At 60.7% G+C, this 16,277-nt stretch carries 18 protein-coding genes; 8 read left to right on the top strand and 10 right to left on the bottom strand.

Annotated features, from left to right (window positions below):
* Positions 1-51: 51 nt before the first annotated feature.
* Positions 52-990, bottom strand: coding sequence for an aspartyl/asparaginyl beta-hydroxylase domain-containing protein (locus tag ACLBW8_RS14485; protein ID WP_064451372.1), 939 nt, complete (start codon positions 988-990; stop codon positions 52-54).
* 277 nt (positions 991-1,267) lie between these two features.
* The gene (cysK, locus tag ACLBW8_RS14480; RefSeq protein WP_064451371.1) at positions 1,268-2,242 is read right to left on the bottom strand and encodes a cysteine synthase A; all 975 of its coding nucleotides are present in this window, start codon (positions 2,240-2,242) and stop codon (positions 1,268-1,270) included.
* A gap of 124 nt (positions 2,243-2,366) precedes the next feature.
* On the opposite strand from cysK, the gene ACLBW8_RS14475 reads away from it, so the two are divergent.
* From ACLBW8_RS14475 to ACLBW8_RS14460, 4 genes are all read left to right on the top strand, one after another.
* Complete coding sequence (locus ACLBW8_RS14475; RefSeq protein ID WP_262667307.1) at positions 2,367-3,440, top strand: DUF748 domain-containing protein; 1,074 nt, start codon at positions 2,367-2,369, stop codon at positions 3,438-3,440.
* 90 nt (positions 3,441-3,530) lie between these two features.
* Complete coding sequence (locus ACLBW8_RS14470; RefSeq protein WP_064451369.1) at positions 3,531-3,752, top strand: hypothetical protein; 222 nt, start codon at positions 3,531-3,533, stop codon at positions 3,750-3,752.
* 106 nt (positions 3,753-3,858) lie between these two features.
* Complete coding sequence (locus tag ACLBW8_RS14465; RefSeq protein ID WP_003210690.1) at positions 3,859-4,704, top strand: AAA family ATPase; 846 nt, start codon at positions 3,859-3,861, stop codon at positions 4,702-4,704.
* Positions 4,704-5,882 carry a vWA domain-containing protein gene (locus ACLBW8_RS14460; RefSeq protein WP_064451368.1) on the top strand — a complete coding sequence of 393 codons (1,179 nt, stop codon included), beginning with the start codon at positions 4,704-4,706 and terminating at the stop codon, positions 5,880-5,882. Before ACLBW8_RS14465 ends, ACLBW8_RS14460 begins: the two co-directional genes overlap by 1 nt.
* Before the next feature lie 121 nt (positions 5,883-6,003).
* On the opposite strand, the gene ACLBW8_RS14455 is transcribed toward ACLBW8_RS14460, so the two are convergent.
* The 3 genes from ACLBW8_RS14455 to ACLBW8_RS14445 are packed head-to-tail and all read right to left on the bottom strand — an operon-like array spanning position 6,004 to position 8,356.
* Positions 6,004-6,918 (bottom strand): 5-oxoprolinase subunit C family protein, encoded by a 915-nt coding sequence (locus ACLBW8_RS14455; protein WP_447805633.1) that lies wholly within the window; start codon positions 6,916-6,918, stop codon positions 6,004-6,006.
* Positions 6,915-7,619: a 5-oxoprolinase subunit B family protein gene (locus ACLBW8_RS14450; RefSeq protein WP_262667304.1), complete on the bottom strand. Its 705-nt coding sequence runs from the start codon at positions 7,617-7,619 to the stop codon at positions 6,915-6,917. Before ACLBW8_RS14450 ends, ACLBW8_RS14455 begins: the two co-directional genes overlap by 4 nt.
* The gene (locus ACLBW8_RS14445) at positions 7,616-8,356 is read right to left on the bottom strand and encodes a 5-oxoprolinase subunit PxpA (RefSeq protein WP_064451365.1); all 741 of its coding nucleotides are present in this window, start codon (positions 8,354-8,356) and stop codon (positions 7,616-7,618) included. Before ACLBW8_RS14445 ends, ACLBW8_RS14450 begins: the two co-directional genes overlap by 4 nt.
* Before the next feature lie 175 nt (positions 8,357-8,531).
* Here ACLBW8_RS14445 and ACLBW8_RS14440 point away from each other — a divergent pair, with 175 nt between their 5' ends.
* Complete coding sequence (locus tag ACLBW8_RS14440; protein WP_414188450.1) at positions 8,532-9,446, top strand: LysR family transcriptional regulator; 915 nt, start codon at positions 8,532-8,534, stop codon at positions 9,444-9,446.
* Positions 9,447-9,571: 125 nt separating this feature from the next.
* On the opposite strand, the gene ACLBW8_RS14435 is transcribed toward ACLBW8_RS14440, so the two are convergent.
* The 3 genes from ACLBW8_RS14435 to ACLBW8_RS14425 are packed head-to-tail and all read right to left on the bottom strand — an operon-like array spanning position 9,572 to position 11,469.
* Positions 9,572-10,114, bottom strand: coding sequence for a DUF2937 family protein (locus ACLBW8_RS14435; protein WP_064451363.1), 543 nt, complete (start codon positions 10,112-10,114; stop codon positions 9,572-9,574).
* 11 nt (positions 10,115-10,125) lie between these two features.
* Positions 10,126-10,902: a class II glutamine amidotransferase gene (locus tag ACLBW8_RS14430; protein ID WP_064451362.1), complete on the bottom strand. Its 777-nt coding sequence runs from the start codon at positions 10,900-10,902 to the stop codon at positions 10,126-10,128.
* Between the two features lie 30 nt (positions 10,903-10,932).
* Positions 10,933-11,469 carry an MFS transporter gene (locus tag ACLBW8_RS14425; protein ID WP_221294215.1) on the bottom strand — a complete coding sequence of 179 codons (537 nt, stop codon included), beginning with the start codon at positions 11,467-11,469 and terminating at the stop codon, positions 10,933-10,935.
* Positions 11,470-11,490: 21 nt separating this feature from the next.
* On the opposite strand from ACLBW8_RS14425, the gene ACLBW8_RS14420 reads away from it, so the two are divergent.
* Positions 11,491-13,545, top strand: coding sequence for a S9 family peptidase (locus ACLBW8_RS14420; protein ID WP_447805632.1), 2,055 nt, complete (start codon positions 11,491-11,493; stop codon positions 13,543-13,545).
* A gap of 66 nt (positions 13,546-13,611) precedes the next feature.
* Entirely contained in the window at positions 13,612-14,085 is a 474-nt protein-coding gene (locus ACLBW8_RS14415) for a cyclic nucleotide-binding domain-containing protein (RefSeq protein ID WP_064451359.1), read from the top strand.
* On the opposite strand, the gene ACLBW8_RS14410 is transcribed toward ACLBW8_RS14415, so the two are convergent.
* The gene (locus tag ACLBW8_RS14410) at positions 14,082-14,366 is read right to left on the bottom strand and encodes a hypothetical protein (protein WP_053255010.1); all 285 of its coding nucleotides are present in this window, start codon (positions 14,364-14,366) and stop codon (positions 14,082-14,084) included. The two genes, ACLBW8_RS14415 and ACLBW8_RS14410, sit on opposite strands and share 4 nt — an antisense overlap.
* A gap of 78 nt (positions 14,367-14,444) precedes the next feature.
* Between ACLBW8_RS14410 and ACLBW8_RS14405 the strand changes: the two genes are divergently transcribed.
* Positions 14,445-15,131, top strand: coding sequence for a spermidine synthase (locus tag ACLBW8_RS14405; RefSeq protein ID WP_447805631.1), 687 nt, complete (start codon positions 14,445-14,447; stop codon positions 15,129-15,131).
* Positions 15,132-15,244: 113 nt separating this feature from the next.
* Here the strand turns inward: ACLBW8_RS14405 and ACLBW8_RS14400 are convergent, their stop codons facing one another.
* On the bottom strand, positions 15,245-16,165 hold the full coding sequence (locus tag ACLBW8_RS14400) for a ParB/Srx family N-terminal domain-containing protein (protein ID WP_262667301.1): 921 nt from the start codon (positions 16,163-16,165) through the stop codon (positions 15,245-15,247).
* Positions 16,166-16,277: the final 112 nt, after the last annotated feature.

The raw sequence follows: 16,277 nt of genomic DNA, 5'->3' as shown, positions 1-16,277 counted from the left end.
CCACCGCATTCGCGAGCAAGCCCGCTCCCACATTTTTAACCGCGTTTCAAATTAGCTGAACAACCACTTCCACAGCAGCACCAGCACGATTACAGCCAGCACCGGCCGCGCAATGCGGTAGGCCTTCGGATGCTTGCGCTTCCACTGCTTGACCACACCGCTGAACTTGTCGCTGAAGGTCTTGCTCCAGGCATACGCCTGGTTGATCCCGCCCACACGCTCATCGTCGAGGTTTTGCGGCGCCGTGGCGCGGCCCAACTGCTTGCTGACCCAGCGGTTGATGCGCGTCATCAGCCGGTTGCTCAGCGGGCGTTCGATGTCGCAGAACAGAATCACGCGGGTCTTTTCAGTCTCGTTCTTCACCCAGTGCACGTAGGTTTCGTCGAACATCACGTCTTCACCGTCGCGCCAGGCGTAAACCTGGCCATCGACGAAGATGCGGCAGTCGTCGGAGTTCGGCGTGGACAAACCCAGGTGATAACGCAGCGAACCGGCAAACGGGTCGCGGTGCGGGTTGAGGTGGCTACCCCCCGGCAACAGCGCGAACATTGCGCCCTTGACGTTGGGGATGCTGCTGACCAGCGCCACGGTTTTCGGGCACAGGGCCTCGGCCGATGGCAGCGGTTTGTCGTACCACTTGAGGTAGAAGCGCTTCCAGCCCTTTTTGAAGAACGAACCGAAACCGGCGTCGTTGTTCTTTTCGGCGGCGCGGATGTACCCCTCGTCGAACAGGTGCATCGCCTCTTCGCGAATCACTTCCCAGTTGTCCTTGAGCACATCCAGCTCCGGGAACTTGCTGCGGTCCAGGTACGGTTTGGACGGCACGGCCGAGAATATATACATCAAGGCGTTGTACGGGGCGAACAGCGCCGAATGGTTGACGAACTGGCGCAACATCGGCAATCGGGCCTTGCCGCGCAGGTGCACATACAGCGTGCTGCCGATAAACAACAGCAGCACCGACAGTTTGGCGGCCAAAGAAAAGGTCATGCAGCAACTCCTGGAAATAAGCGCCTGGCCAGCGACCTCCCGTCAACGGGAAACCAGACGTAACAGCCGGCCATGATAAACAGTTGGGCCATTATGCAGAAGGCCTGGGCCGACCGGCTGACATAAATCAAAACCCTGTGGCAAGTCGAACCCTTATGGTGAGCGCTTGCCCTAATGCAGTTCAGTTAAGCGAACACGATGCTCAAAGCAGCGAAGATCAAATGTGGGAGCGGGCTTGCCCGCGAAGACGTCGGCCCCGCCCGCCACCGATAACCGATCAGGCCTGGTTTTCTTGCTCGGTGAACAAATCGCTGAACAACATGCTCGACAGGTAGCGCTCACCCGAGTCCGGCAGGATCACCACGATGGTCTTGCCCTGCATTTCCGGTTTCTCGGCCAGCCGTACCGCCACCGCCATGGCGGCGCCGCAGGAGATTCCGCACAGAATGCCTTCTTCCTGCATCAGTCGCCGAGCCATGACCTTGGATTCGTCATCGGTCACCAGCTCCACGCGGTCAACCATCGACAGGTCGAGGTTTTTCGGCACGAAACCGGCGCCGATGCCCTGGATTTTATGCGGGCTGGGTTTGATCTCTTCACCGGCCAGCGCCTGGGTAATCACGGGCGAGGCGAACGGTTCAACGGCCACCGACAGAATCGGCTTGCCGGCAATGTTCTTGATATAGCGCGACACACCGGTAATGGTGCCGCCGGTGCCCACGCCCGCGACCAGTACGTCCACGGCGCCATCGGTGTCGTTCCAGATTTCCGGGCCGGTGGTTTTCTCGTGGATTGCCGGGTTGGCCGGGTTTTCGAACTGGGCCGGCATAAAGTAGGTCGCCGGGTCGCTGGCGAGGATTTCGGCAGCTTTTTCGATAGCGCCCTTCATGCCCTTGGCCGGTTCGGTCAACACCAGTTCGGCGCCCAGTGCCTTGAGCACTTTGCGTCGCTCGATGCTCATGGACGACGGCATGGTCAGCAGCAGCTTGTAGCCACGGGCGGCGGCGACAAACGCCAGGCCAATGCCGGTATTGCCGGAGGTCGGTTCTACAATCGTCATGCCGGGCTTGAGTTTGCCGGTGCTTTCGGCGTCCCAGATCATGTTTGCGCCAATGCGGCACTTCACCGAATAACCCGGGTTACGCCCTTCGATCTTGGCCAGGATGGTCACGCCACGCGGTGCGATGCGATTGATCTGAACCAGGGGCGTGTTACCGATGGAGTGCGCGTTGTCTGCAAAGATGCGGCTCATAACGGGTCCTTAGGGCAATTTCAATAAGGCTCCAAGGGTATGCCTCAGGTTGGGAGGCGTCCAGTCAGAGGAACGTTGCGCCAATACATGCGGTCCATCGCCTATACCGTTGGAGAACCTGAACATGAAACGTCGCTACAGTGGGCTGCTATGGATCGTCGCCGTACTGGTGGTCGTACTGATCGCTCTGGACCTCGCCCTGCCCTACCTGGTGCGCAACTACCTGAACGACAAGCTCGCCGACATGGGCGATTACCGCGGCCAGGTCACGGACGTGGACGTGGCCCTGTGGCGCGGCGCTTACAAGATCAACGGCCTGCAGATCGTCAAGGTCGACGGCAAGGTGCCTGTGCCGTTCGTCAAGGCACCGTTGATCGACGTGGCGGTAAGCTGGCATTCGCTGTGGTACGACCATGCGGTGGTCGCCGAGATGCAGTTCTTCCAGCCGGAGGTGAATTTCGTCGACGGTGGCAGCCAACAGGCGTCCCAGACCGGTAAGGGCACCGACTGGCGCGAACAACTGAGCAAACTGTTGCCGATCACCCTCAACGAAGTGCGCATTCAGGACGGCAAGGTCGCCTTCCACAACTTCAATTCCAAGCCTGCGGTGAATATCTATGCCACCGCGGTCAACGCGAGCTTTTACAACCTGACCAACGTCGTCGATGTGAAGGGCAAGCGTGACGCCAGCTTCGAGGGCAAGGCGCAGTTGCTCGGGCAGGCACCGCTGGAAGCCACTGCCGCCTTCGACCCGCTGAGCAATTTCGAAGACTTCGAATTCCGCTTTCGCGCCAAAGACATCCAGCTCAAGCGCCTGAATGACTTCGCGTCGGCCTACGGCAAATTCGACTTCAAGGCCGGTACCGGCGATCTGGTGGTCGAAGCCCAGGCTGAAAAAGGCCAATTGAAAGGTTACATCAAGCCGTTGCTGCGCAATGTGGAAGTGTTCGACTGGAAACAGGATGTAGAGAACAAGGACAAAAATATCTTTCGCTCGATCTGGGAAGCCGTGGTTGGCACCAGCGAGACGGTGCTGAAGAACCAGAACAAAAACCAGTTTGCCACCCGCGTAGAACTCAGCGGCAGCGTTCACCAGCAAGATATCAGCGCGTTCTCGGCGTTTTTGGCGATTTTGCGCAACGGTTTCATCCAGGCGTTCACTGCGCGCTATGAACAGCCCAAGCCGAGTGCTGACTGAATCACACGCCCGAGGGCAACTATGGTGAAACACCGAGCCCTCGTTTATCGTACCGCCGAGTAAATTCCAACGACTAGTAAGGACACTAAAATGCGCATCTGCGGCTGGATACTGACAATTCTTGGTTATCTTTGGGCCTTTTCGGGCTGTGTGCGAATAGCGATATTCGCCATGGACGGCGGGCCGATGGCCGGCCAGATGATCCTCATAAGCCTGGGCACACTGGTTTTAGCAGCTCTCGCCCTGTGGGGCGGCAGCAAGCTCAGGGATAAAGCCGATGCGCGGGCGTATGCGTTGGAAAAAAACCGCTAGCGGTCACCCGTGACCAGCCATTCAGAGACTGAATAACCCGTCTGCGTTCACAGTCGCCGGGGCTGCGCGGTATAGTCCGGGCATTGATGAATGCGAGGAATGACCGATGAAGTTCGAAGGCACCCAGGCCTACGTTGCTACCGATGACCTGAAATTGGCCGTGAACGCCGCCATCACCCTGGAACGGCCATTGCTGGTCAAGGGCGAGCCCGGCACCGGCAAGACCATGCTCGCCGAACAACTGGCCGAATCCTTCGGCGCCAAGCTGATCACTTGGCACATCAAGTCCACCACCAAGGCGCATCAGGGCCTCTACGAGTATGACGCGGTAAGCCGTCTGCGCGACTCGCAGCTGGGCGTGGACAAAGTGCACGACGTGCGCAACTACCTGAAGAAGGGCAAGCTCTGGGAGGCCTTCGAGTCCGAGGAGCGGGTGATTCTGCTGATCGATGAAATCGACAAGGCTGACATCGAGTTCCCTAACGACCTGTTGCAAGAACTCGACAAGATGGAGTTCTACGTCTATGAAATCGACGAGACCATCAAGGCCAAGAAACGCCCGATCATCATCATTACCTCCAACAACGAAAAAGAGCTGCCGGACGCGTTCCTGCGCCGCTGCTTCTTCCATTACATCGCCTTCCCCGACCGTACGACCCTGCAAAAGATCGTCGATGTGCACTACCCCGACATCAAGAAAGACCTGGTCAGCGAAGCGCTGGACGTGTTTTTCGACGTGCGCAAAGTGCCAGGCCTGAAGAAAAAGCCGTCCACCTCCGAACTGGTCGACTGGCTCAAACTGCTGATGGCCGACAATATCGGTGAAGCCGTGCTGCGCGAACGCGACCCCACCAAAGCCATCCCGCCGCTGGCCGGGGCCTTGGTGAAGAACGAGCAAGACGTGCAATTGCTGGAGCGTCTGGCGTTCATGAGCCGTCGCGGTAATCGATAATGCTGCTCAACCTGTTCAATGAGATGCGTGCAGCCAAGGTGCCGGTGTCGGTGCGCGAGCTGCTCGACTTGATCAATGCGCTGAAACAGCGCGTGGTCTTCGCCGACATGGACGAGTTTTACTACTTGGCCCGGGCAATCCTGGTGAAGGACGAACGGCATTTCGACAAGTTCGACCGGGCGTTCGGCGCCTACTTCAACGGCCTCGAAAAGCTCGACGACCACCTGCAGGCGCTGATCCCCGAGGACTGGCTGCGCAAGGAGTTCGAACGCTCGCTGACCGATGAAGAACGCGCGCAGATCCAGTCCCTCGGCGGCCTGGACAAGCTGATTGAAGAATTCAAGAAACGCCTGGAAGAACAGAAAGAACGCCATGCCGGCGGCAACAAGTGGATCGGCACCGGTGGCACCAGCCCGTTCGGCTCCGGCGGCTACAACCCGGAAGGCATTCGCGTCGGCGACGCCGGCAAGCGCCAGGGCAAAGCGGTGAAAGTCTGGGACCAGCGCGAGTACAAGAACCTCGACGACCAAGTGGAACTGGGCACGCGCAACATCAAGATCGCCCTGCGCCGCCTGCGCAAATTCGCGCGCCAGGGTGCGGCCGAAGAGCTGGATATCGACGGCACTATCGACCACACCGCCCGCGACGCCGGGTTGCTGAATATCCAGATGCGCCCGGAGCGGCGTAACACCATCAAGCTATTGCTGCTGTTCGACATCGGCGGCTCGATGGACGCCCATGTGAAGATCTGCGAAGAATTGTTCTCGGCCTGCAAGACCGAGTTCAAGCACCTGGAGTACTTCTACTTTCACAACTTCGTGTACGAATCGGTGTGGAAGAACAACCAGCGCCGCACATCGGAGCGCACCTCCACCCAGGATTTGCTGCACAAGTACGGCGCTGACTACAAAGTGATTTTTATCGGCGATGCGTCGATGGCGCCCTACGAAATCACCCAGGCCGGCGGCAGCGTCGAGCACTGGAATGAAGAGCCTGGGTATGTGTGGATGCAGCGCTTCATGGCCAAGTACAAGAAGCTGATCTGGATAAACCCGTACCCGAAGGACACGTGGGGGTATACGGCGTCGACAGGGATTGTGCGGGAGTTGGTGGAGGATCAGATGTATCCGCTGACCTTGCGCGGCTTGGAAGAAGGGATGCGCTTTCTCTCCAAGTAAACGCAGAGGCAAATGTGGGAGCGGGCTTGCTCGCGAAAGCGGTGGGTCAGTTATTGATGGACTGACTGACACCCTGCATTCGCGAGCAAGCCCGCTCCCACATGTTGGGTTGCGGTGATCTTTAGCCCGCGGTGAAGCGCTGCAAAAACTCCACATGCTGCCGATGCGCCGTCTCCTGCACCACCGGCACCAAGCGCACCTTCTCCCCTGGCAGGCACTGCGCCAGCCGCGCCAGCGCCAACGGCGTCAACGCGCCCAATCGCGGATAGCCACCAATGGTCTGCCGGTCATTGAGCAACACAATCGGCTGCCCATCCGGCGGCACCTGGATGGCCCCCAGCGGAATGCCCTCAGAGATCAACGAGGGCCCCTGATACTGCAACGGCGTGCCCAGCAAACGCATGCCCATGCGGTCTGCACGGCTGTCGAGGACCCATTCAGTATTGAACGCATCGAACAAACTCTGCCCGCTGAACTGGCCGATCTGTGCGCCGACTATCACCTCCAGTGGCGCCTTGGCTGGCAAATCAGGCGCACTCAGCACTTTCATCGCCCCGCCCACACCGGAATAAGCCAACCGCCCGCCCACGGCCAACGCCTTGCCGAAACCGTCCACCCCGCCCAACTCTTCACGTACCACCGTGGCACAACTGCCGAGCACAGCCGGCGCATCAAAACCGCCCGGTGCCGCCAGATAAGCGCGCGCACCGTTGAACGGCTGGGTAAAGCGCAAACGCTGACCCTTTTGCAGGATAAAACTGCGCCCGGGGCTGATCGCACGCTCATCGATATACGCGCCCAAATCCGCACCGGCCAACGCCAGCAAGCAATACTCCTCGGCTTGCACGGTAAACCCGCCCAAGGTGATTTCCACCACTGGCCTATCCAGGGCATTACCCAGCAGCCAATTGGCCCAGGACATCGACACCCAATCCAGCGCGCCACCCTGGGTCACGCCCAGGTGCCGCACGCCAAAACGGCCGGTGTCCTGCAACAGGCACAGCGGCGTGCTGGCCTCGATCGACAAGCGGCTCATGCCTGCGCCTCCAACGGCGTGTCATCGCCACCCAGGTTGATAAATTCGGCGTGGCCGACGGCTTCGAAGCGCACCGTATCGCCGGGCTGCATCAGGCTGTAGCCGTCGCGTTCGCGGTCGAACAGCTTGGCCGGGGTGCGGCCGATCAGGTTCCAGCCACCGGGGGATACCACCGGGTAGGCGGCAGTTTGCCGTTCGGCAATGCCGACGCTGCCGGCGGCCACGCGTTTACGTGGGGTGTTCAGCCGTGGCGTGGCAAGGATCTCGTCCACCAGCCCCATAAAGGCGAAACCGGGAGCAAAACCGAGGGCAAACACTTGGTATTCGTGGGCACTGTGGCGACGGATTACATCGTCGACCGCCAGGCCGCTGCGCTGGCTGAGCAGGTTCAGTTCAGGGCCGACACTCAGGTCGTACCACACCGGCAGCACGTGGCACTGGCCGCTGCCCTGGGCCTGGGGTTGCAGGTCGGTCAGCGCCTGGCCAATCAGTTCCCGTGCCTGGGCCGGGCTCAACGCAGTGAGGTCGTAATGCACCATCAGCGTGGTGTAGGACGGCACCAGATCCACCAGCGCCGCGCCGAACCCCTCGCGCAGACGCTGGGTGGCGGCGAGCATCCACGGCATATTGGCTTCGGCAATCACATCGAACAGACGCACCATCAGGCAATCAATCGCCACCACTTCAATGCGTGGCTTCATGCTGGCTTCAACGCCTCGCGAATGCGCTGCACCGCGGCGACCGAACTGGCGTTATCGCCGTGCACGCACAGGGTATTGGCCTGCAACACCAGGGCGCTGCCGTCGCTGGCGGTCAAGGCTTCGCCACGGGAAATAGTCAGGGCTTGCTGCACGATGATGTCGGAGTCGTGGTGCACGGCGCCCGGCAACTGGCGGGAAACCAGGTGCCCCTTGTGGTCGTAGGCACGGTCGGCGAAGGCTTCGAACCACAGGATCACGCCGTATTCGTCGCCCAACGCCTGGGCGGCGCTGTTGTCGCGGGTGGCCAGCAGCATCAGCGGCAAGTCGCCATAGGCAGCCACGGCCTGGATCACCGCACGCAATTGCGCCGGGTTGGCCATCATGTCGTTGTACATCGCACCATGGGGTTTGACGTAGCTGACCCGCCCGCCTTGCGCCCGGCAGATGCCGTCGAGGGCACCGATCTGGTAGTGCAACAGGTCCTGGATTTCATCGGCGGTATAAGCCATTGAGCGCCGACCGAACCCTTGCAGGTCCTGGTACGCCGGGTGCGCCCCTACTTGCACGCCGTGCTTGAGGGCCAGGCTGACGGTCTTGCGCATGATGCTCGGGTCACCGGCATGGAAGCCGCAGGCCACGTTGGCACAATCAATGAACGGCATGACCTCGGCGTCCAGACCCATGGTCCAGTTGCCAAAGCTTTCGCCGATGTCGCAATTCAGTAGCAGACGGCTCACGGTGGGTGCTCCTGTAGGCTTTATAGTTTTTGTAGTGTGGGATTTTTTACGCAAAACGCGCAACTTGTCCTCACACCCCAACGACGCTTATCGTGGAATAGCTCGATTTTTGGCGTTTGCCCGGTGCGGCGTCCAACTAATAAAAACCGATCCATGCATAAGAAAAGTTGATCCCATGAATTTGAAGTTCCTCGAAACCTTCGTCTGGGTGGCCAAGCTCAAGAGCTTTCGCCTGACGGCCGAGAAGCTGTTCACCACCCAGGCCTCGATTTCCAGCCGTATCGCCGTGCTCGAAAGCGAGCTGGGCGTGAAGCTGTTTCTGCGCGATTCGCGCGGCGTGAGCCTGACCCCGGACGGCTTGAAGGTGCTCGATTACGCCGAGCAGATGATGGTGACCATGCAGGGCCTGAAGCAGTCCCTGGAAACCACCAGCAGCAAGGTCGGGCGGATTCGGATCGGCGCGATGGACACGGTCATCCACACCTGGCTGAGCCCGCTGGTCGCTGAATTGATGGACCACTTTCCCCTGGTGGAAATCGAATTAGTCGCCGATACCGCGCTTAACCTCAGCGATCAGCTGCAAAAAGGCTTCCTCGACCTGATCCTGCAAACCGACTTGCTGCGCCTCGAAACGGTGCGCAGCCTGGAACTGGCCAGCCATCCCATGGCCTGGATCGTCGCCAGCCACTCCCTCTACAACCGCGACTACGCCTCCCTCGCCGAACTGGCCCAGGAGCGCATCATCACCTACTCGAAAAACTCCCACCCGCACCAGGACGTACTGAGCCTGATGCAGGCCAACGGCGTCGCCGCCCCACGCATGAACTGTGTGAATTCGGTGTCGGCCATCACCCGCTTGCTGCGCGATGGTTTCGGGATTGGCGCATTGCCGCCGGTGCTGGTCAGCGAGGAATTGGCACGCGGGGAATTGGTGATGTTGCCGATGGCGCAGAAGCTGCCGAACTTGCAGGTCGTGGTGTCGTGGCGTGTCGGGGTGGAGCTGGTGGAGGAGATTGTCGGGCTGTGCCAGAAGGTCGTGGCGCGGTATGCCGAGGAGGTGGGTGAACAGCACATGGTGCTAAGCCACTGAAGAAACCGGATACAAATGTGGGAGCGGGCTTGCTCGCGAAAGCGGTGTATCAGTCAACACATGAATTAACTGACAGACCGCATTCGCGAGCAAGCCCGCTCCCACAGTTAGATTTGCGACAGTCTTTAGAGGCCTTTGAGGTCACGCTCTTCAATCGGCCGGCTCTGGCGCAGGCGCTTGCCGCCCAACACCACCCAGTCGATCAAGCGGAACAGGCACTCGATGCCGAACGACAACAACATCGCCCCGCCCAGGCCCCAGCCCATGGCTTCCGGCGTCAGCAGGATCTGGTAGCTGTAGCCGTTCCAGGTTTCCAGGCGAATGGCCGGGTCGGCGGCCACCGCCACTTGCAGGGCGCGGATGTACCACGGCCCTTGCATGGCCTGGAATTGCTTGTCCAACGCCACCTGGCGATCGAGCAAGGTGCCCAGGCTGTTGGCATCGCTCTGGAACACCGGGTCATCACTGGCGCGGTAATGCGCCACCAGCGCCTTCAAGTCACCATTGAAGAACTGCCGTGCGGTGCTTTCAAACCCGCTGAGGCCGGTCTGGGCCTCGATCAGGTGGGCCTCGACGCGTTTGGCATAGTCGTTGATAAACCCCGGCACCTGCACGCCGACCAACAAGCCAATCGCAAATAGCACCAACCGCAGATAACTCAGCAACATGGTCGATATCCTTACTCGGTGATGCCCTGGCTGACGCATTCACCGCGTCGCCACAGGCTCCATTGGCCCGGTTCGTAGCGGGTCCAGTTTTCATTGTCGGTCAACGGCTCGGTAGCAATGACCGTCACCACATCATTTGGCGTGGTTTCGGCCTGAAAATCGACGATCACGTCGACATCTTTCAAACGCGCCGGGCCAAAGGGTGCGCGCCGGGTAATCTGCGCCAATTTGGTGGAGCAGTAGCAAAACAGCCAGTCACCGTCGCTGAGCAGGCAGTTGAACACGCCTTTGCTGCGGTATTCGGCGCAGGCGGCGATCAAATCCGGCAGTACTTGTTCGATGTCCACCGGTTCCGGGAAGGCTTCGCGCACACGGTTGAGCAGGTCACAGAAGGCCGCTTCGCTGTCGGTGTCGCCTACCGGGCGGTAGAACGTGGCGCGGGGGTTGAAGTCCGCCAGTTGGCCGTTATGGGCGAAGCACCAATTGCGGCCCCACAGCTCGCGCACGAACGGGTGGGTATTGGCCAGGCTCACCTTGCCCACATTGGCCTGGCGGATATGGCCAATTACCACTTCACTTTTGATCGGGTAACGCTGCACCAGCAGCGCCACTTCCGACTCGCTGCTGGCGGCCGGGTCCTGGAACAGACGCAGGCCACGGCCTTCGTAAAAGGCGATGCCCCAACCGTCGCGGTGGGGGCCGGTACGCCCGCCCCGCTGCATCAGCCCGGTAAAGCTGAACACGATATCGGTGGGGACGTTGGCACTCATGCCCAATAATTCACACATGCCAGGGCTCTCGCTGCAGGGCGTACAACGTTAAAGGCGCGGTTCGACCCGCATACCGCCGACCGGCGCCGGGCGGCGGTAGGGCTCGTCGTCTTCGTCCACGGGCTCGGCGGCCAGCGCCGCATCGGCAGCGGCCTTGCGCTCACGGCGGGCGTTGGCGGCGCGCTCGATGGGCCAGCGGATCAACACAAAGACGATATACACGCCTAACGCGATCATCGTGTACATAAACAGGTCGGAGATGGCGCGCCAGGCGTTATTACCGACATGCAGCACCAGGTCCAGGGCGGTAATCGCCACCGCCGGTGCGAACTGGGTCTTGACCGGGTCGACGATGGTCGGGCTGAACAGCAGCACCGCCATCAGCAATTGCAGCGGCTCGCGCAGCCAGCGCCAGATCCAGCGGGTCATGCGCCACCATACCAACAGGCAGCCCAAAGCGGCGAAGGCGTAAAGGCCCCAAGCGGTCAGATAGTCGTTCTCGGTCATGGTGTCCATGGCAAGGTAGGCAAACAGGCGGCTATGATAACGGCTTTTGCGTGTCTCGGCTGCAATGCCTGCCACCATCCGCCAGACAGAGAGTAGTCCATGCCTTCATCGCCCCACATCACTGCCGCCCCGATTGCTCGCAAGGCCGAAGGCCAGGACCCGTACGCCTGGCTGCAGGCGCGTGACACGGCTGAAGTCCTCGATTACCTCAAAGCCGAAAACGCCTGGCAGGAAGCGCAGCTCGCCAACCAGGCAGACCTGCGCGAAAGCCTGTTCGAAGAGATCAAGGGGCGCATTCTCGAAACCGACTTGTCCCTGCCCTCGCCGTGGGGGCCGTACCTGTATTACACGCGCACCACTGCGGGTGACGAATATGCCCGCCACTACCGTTGCCGCCGCCCGGCGGATGACAGCAATGCGGTGGACGAAAGCAGCGAAGAACTGCTGCTCGACCCCAACGTGCTGGCCAATGGCGGCTTTTTCTCCCTCGGCGCGTTCAGCATCAGCCCCGACCACCAGCGCCTGGCCTACAGCCTCGACACCAGCGGTGAAGAGATTTACACCCTGTACGTGAAGGAACTGGCCACCGGTAAAGTCAGCGAACTGGAGTTTGAAGACTGCGACGGCAGCATGACGTGGGCCAATGACAGCCTGACCCTGTTCTTCGGCGAGCTGGACGACACCCACCGCCCGCACAAACTGTATCGCTACCGCCTGGACGGAACGGCGGCGCAGGAAGTGTTCCACGAGCCTGACGGACGCTTCTTCCTGCATTGCTACCGCTCCAGCTCCGAGCGCCAGTTGCTGCTGGCCCTGGGCAGCAAGACCACCAGCGAAATCTGGGCCCTGGACGCCGACCAGCCGCACCTGGACTTCACCTGCCTGGCACCACGGGTCGAGGACCATGAATACGATGTCGACCACGGCATGCGCGACGGCGAATGGACCTGGTTTATCCGCAGCAACCGTGACGGCATCAACTACGCGCTGTTCGTCGCCGCCGATACCGGCGGTGTGCCGACCGAAGACCAGTGGCAAAACCTGATCCCCCACAGCGATGACGTGATGCTCGATGGCGTGACCCTCAACGCCAGCGCCATGACCTTGAGCCTGCGCATCGGCGGCCTGCCGGTGATCGAAGTGCACCCACAGGGCCTGCCTACCTATCGGGTGGAATTGCCTGACGCCGCCTACAGCCTTTATGTACAGAACAGCCTGGAATTCCCGAGCGACAAGATCCGCCTGCGTTATGAAGCCCTGAACCGCCCGGCCCAGGTGCGTCAGCTTGAATTGGCGACAGGCGCGCAAGTCGTGCTCAAGGAAACCCCGGTGCTTGGCGTGTTCAACGCCGACGACTACGTCAGCCAGCGTCTGTGGGCCACGTCGGCCGATGGCACCCAAGTGCCGATCAGCCTGGTGGTCAAGCGCGACCAACTGGGCCAGCCGACGCCGCTGTACCTGTACGGCTACGGCGCCTACGGCCAAAGCCTCGACCCGTGGTTCTCGCATGCACGCCTGAGCCTGCTGGACCGGGGCGTGGCGTTTGCCATCGCGCATGTACGCGGTGGCGGTGAGCTGGGTGAAGCCTGGTACCGCAACGGCAAGCAGGAACACAAACAAAACACCTTCAGCGACTTTATCGCCTGCGCCGAGCACTTGATCGCCGAGGGGCTGACCACCTCCAAGCAACTGGCTATCAGCGGCGGCAGTGCGGGCGGCCTGTTGATCGGCGCGGTGCTCAATCAGCGCCCGGCGCTGTTCCAGGCGGCCATTGCGGAAGTGCCGTTCGTCGATGTGCTCAACACCATGCTCGACCCGGAACTGCCGCTGACCATCACCGAGTACGACGAGTGGGGCAACCCTGAAGAACCTGAGGTGTATGAGCGCATCAAGGCCTATGCGCCTTACGAAAACGTCAGTGCCCAGGCCTATCCGGCCCTGCTCGTGATCGCCGGGTACAACGACAGCCGCGTGCAGTACTGGGAAGCGGCCAAGTGGGTGGCCAGGTTGCGTGACACCAAGACGGACGACAACCTGCTGCTGCTCAAGACCGAATTGGGCGCCGGCCACGGCGGCATGAGCGGCCGTTACCAGGGATTACGTGACGTAGCGCTCGAATATGCATTTGTGTTCAAGGCGCTGGGGTTGATTTAGGAACTTAGCGCGGCGGTCCTGTCTGAACACAGGACCGCCTACTCGATTGATGGATCAAGATTAGTCATGCCCCAACCCACATTACTCAACAATGAAATCCGCGACATGCTTATGGACTGCGGCCTGTTCGACCCCTTGTTGCCGGAAGATTTTCACGTGGCGGCGGGCTACTTCAATATCAGCAGCATTGCCCAGGGCGAGGTGATTTTCCTTGAAGGCGATGCCGGCACCTTTATGTGCATCCTCCACAGTGGGCAGGTGGCCGTGCAGAAAACCAACCACGAAGGCCAGCGCCTCACCATCGCCACCCTGCGCAGTGGCCGGGCGTTTGGCGAGATGGCGGTGCTGGATGGCGAACGGCGTTCTGCCAGTTGCATCGCGGCAAGTGACAGCGTGTTGCTGAACCTGGGCAAGGATTCCCTGGAAAAAATGCTCAACGAAGCCCCCAGGGTGGCGGCCAAGATCATCCGCGCGATTGCCATTGCCTTGTCCAAGCGCCTGCGCATGGCCGACGGGCAATTACTGTCTCAACAGTTTTAACCGCCAGGGGTCTTTGGCTTGCTGTCGTTTTGCAGCAGGCCAGGCACCGTCTGATCTTTTGGCGGTGTCGGTAACACGATCGGCACCAATGCAGGTGAACCGTTCGCCGTGGCTTTGGGCGCGACAGGCGGGGTGACTTGCGGATACAGCGTCGGCGTTGGCGTGCCCGGCGCACCGGGGGTTGGCGCGGGTGCGACCGGCACGGTTTGCACCTCTTGCGCCTGCGCCGCGCCCAAGGTGAGCGCGCTCAACACAATGACCGTTAGAATGCTGCACTTCATCGATGGCTCCATGGCCTGACCGGAATATCGTAAGGCTACTCCCAACCGCGCAAGAATGCCCTTCCCAATGAGATTTCCATGAAACGTTTCGTTCTGCTGGACACCACTCCGATCCCCGACAACGGCGGCGCCTTGTGCCTGTTCGAATACGGCGAGGATTTTGTCATCAAGATCCAGGGCGGCGATGGCGGCCAGTTGATGAACACGCGCATGCACGGTTCCGAAGACGCGCTGGCGGAAATCCCCTGCCGTAAAGTCGCCGGGCGCCCGGGTTCGCGGGTGTTGATCGGCGGGTTAGGCATGGGTTTTACCCTGGCCTCGGCCCTCAAGCACTTGGGCAAGACCGCCGAAGTGGTCGTCGCCGAGTTGGTGCCCGGCGTAGTGGAATGGAACCGTGGGCCGCTGGGCGAAAAATCCGGCCGCCCGCTGCTCGACCCGCGCACGGTGATTCGCATGGAAGACGTGGCCAACGTGCTGCAGGCCGAGCCTCAGGGTTTTGACGCAATCATGCTCGACGTCGACAACGGCCCCGAAGGCCTCACGCAAAAAGCCAACAGCTGGCTCTACTCCGCCGGTGGCCTGGCTGCGTGCGCAAAGGCCCTGCGCCCCAAAGGCGTGCTCGCCGTATGGTCCGCCAGCGCCGACAAGCTGTTCAGCGACAAACTGCGCAAAGCCGGTTTCAAGGCCGAGGAAGTGCAGGTGTTTGCCCATGGCAACAAGGGCACCCGGCATACCATCTGGGTTGCCGAAAAGCTCAAGGGCTGAGCCGCGACTCCCCTGTGGGAGCTGGCGTGCCTGCGATGGCTTCAACTCGGTACGCCGGATACACCGAGGTGACAGCATTGCAGGCAAGCCAGCTCCCACATTTAGGGTCCCCGTCAGTTACGGGCTTTGCGATAATCAATCAAGTACGGCACTTTTTTGTCGAAGGTCTTTTCCAGCTCACGTTGGTCAAGCGTGGTCATGCCGCCCAATTGATGGGCGGTAAAACCGCTGTCACCGACCTGTGAGCCCGGTGCCAGGCTGACCATGCGCTTGGCCACGGCTTCAATTGCGTCCTTGTAGCCGCCCTTCTTGTTCAGGTTGAAAGCGCTCAAATCAATTTGCGTGCGTAGCCAGTTGCCCCAGTAAAACTCCAGGAATTCCGGTGCGATCGCGCCATCGTCCGGCTTGCCGTAGGCGGCCTTGCGCGTGAAATACACCAGGCTGCGGAAAGTGTCGTCCTGCAAGCTCTTGAAGCCCAAGTGCGCCGGCAACTGTGCAGGTGGCAGGGTGCGGCCCTGGTTGTCCTTGAGCCAGACTTTGCGGGCAGCCTCCATGCGTTGCCAGAACGTGGCCAGGTCAGGGCTGTTGCTGAAATCGTCGGTCACCTTGACCCACATTTTCAACTGAGGGCCACCGCCGGGCACTTCCCACAAGGTGGTGAAGCTGTGGTGACCGTCGGTCAGGTACAGCTGGCCTGCGGGGCCGACCACCACGGTTTTCATGTCCTCGGGGTGAGTGCCCACCGGGTCCTTGCAGGTGAAGCTCGCCGGTTGGTGCAAGTCGGCCTTTTTGGGTACGTTGTCGGCGGCGCCCTGCCCGTTGGTTTCACAGTATTCGTCGAACACCTTGGCGGGCTTGTCGGCGAACAGCCCCAGGCTGTAGTCAATCTGGTCGAACCCCACCACGGCCTGAGTCGGGTGCAGTTGTTCAAGGGACACCTCGATCACCTGGCCGGGCTTGGGCGTGGAGAACGCGTGGGCTTGAGCCGTCAAGGCGCAGAGCAGGAGTGCAACGGTCCATGTGTGCAGACGCATAAATTTCAGATCCCGGTGAATGGCGTGATCCGATACTACAAACGATTGCCGCTGCCAGGCTGTACCGTTGCTGAAAAAGCCAGCGGTGTTTTACAGCGCGAGCGGCTAGAAT

This window comes from Pseudomonas sp. M5A4_2d (assembly GCF_053345295.1).
The sequence above is the reverse complement of the archived record's forward strand: the minus strand, read 5'-3'. Positions and strand labels throughout refer to the sequence as shown.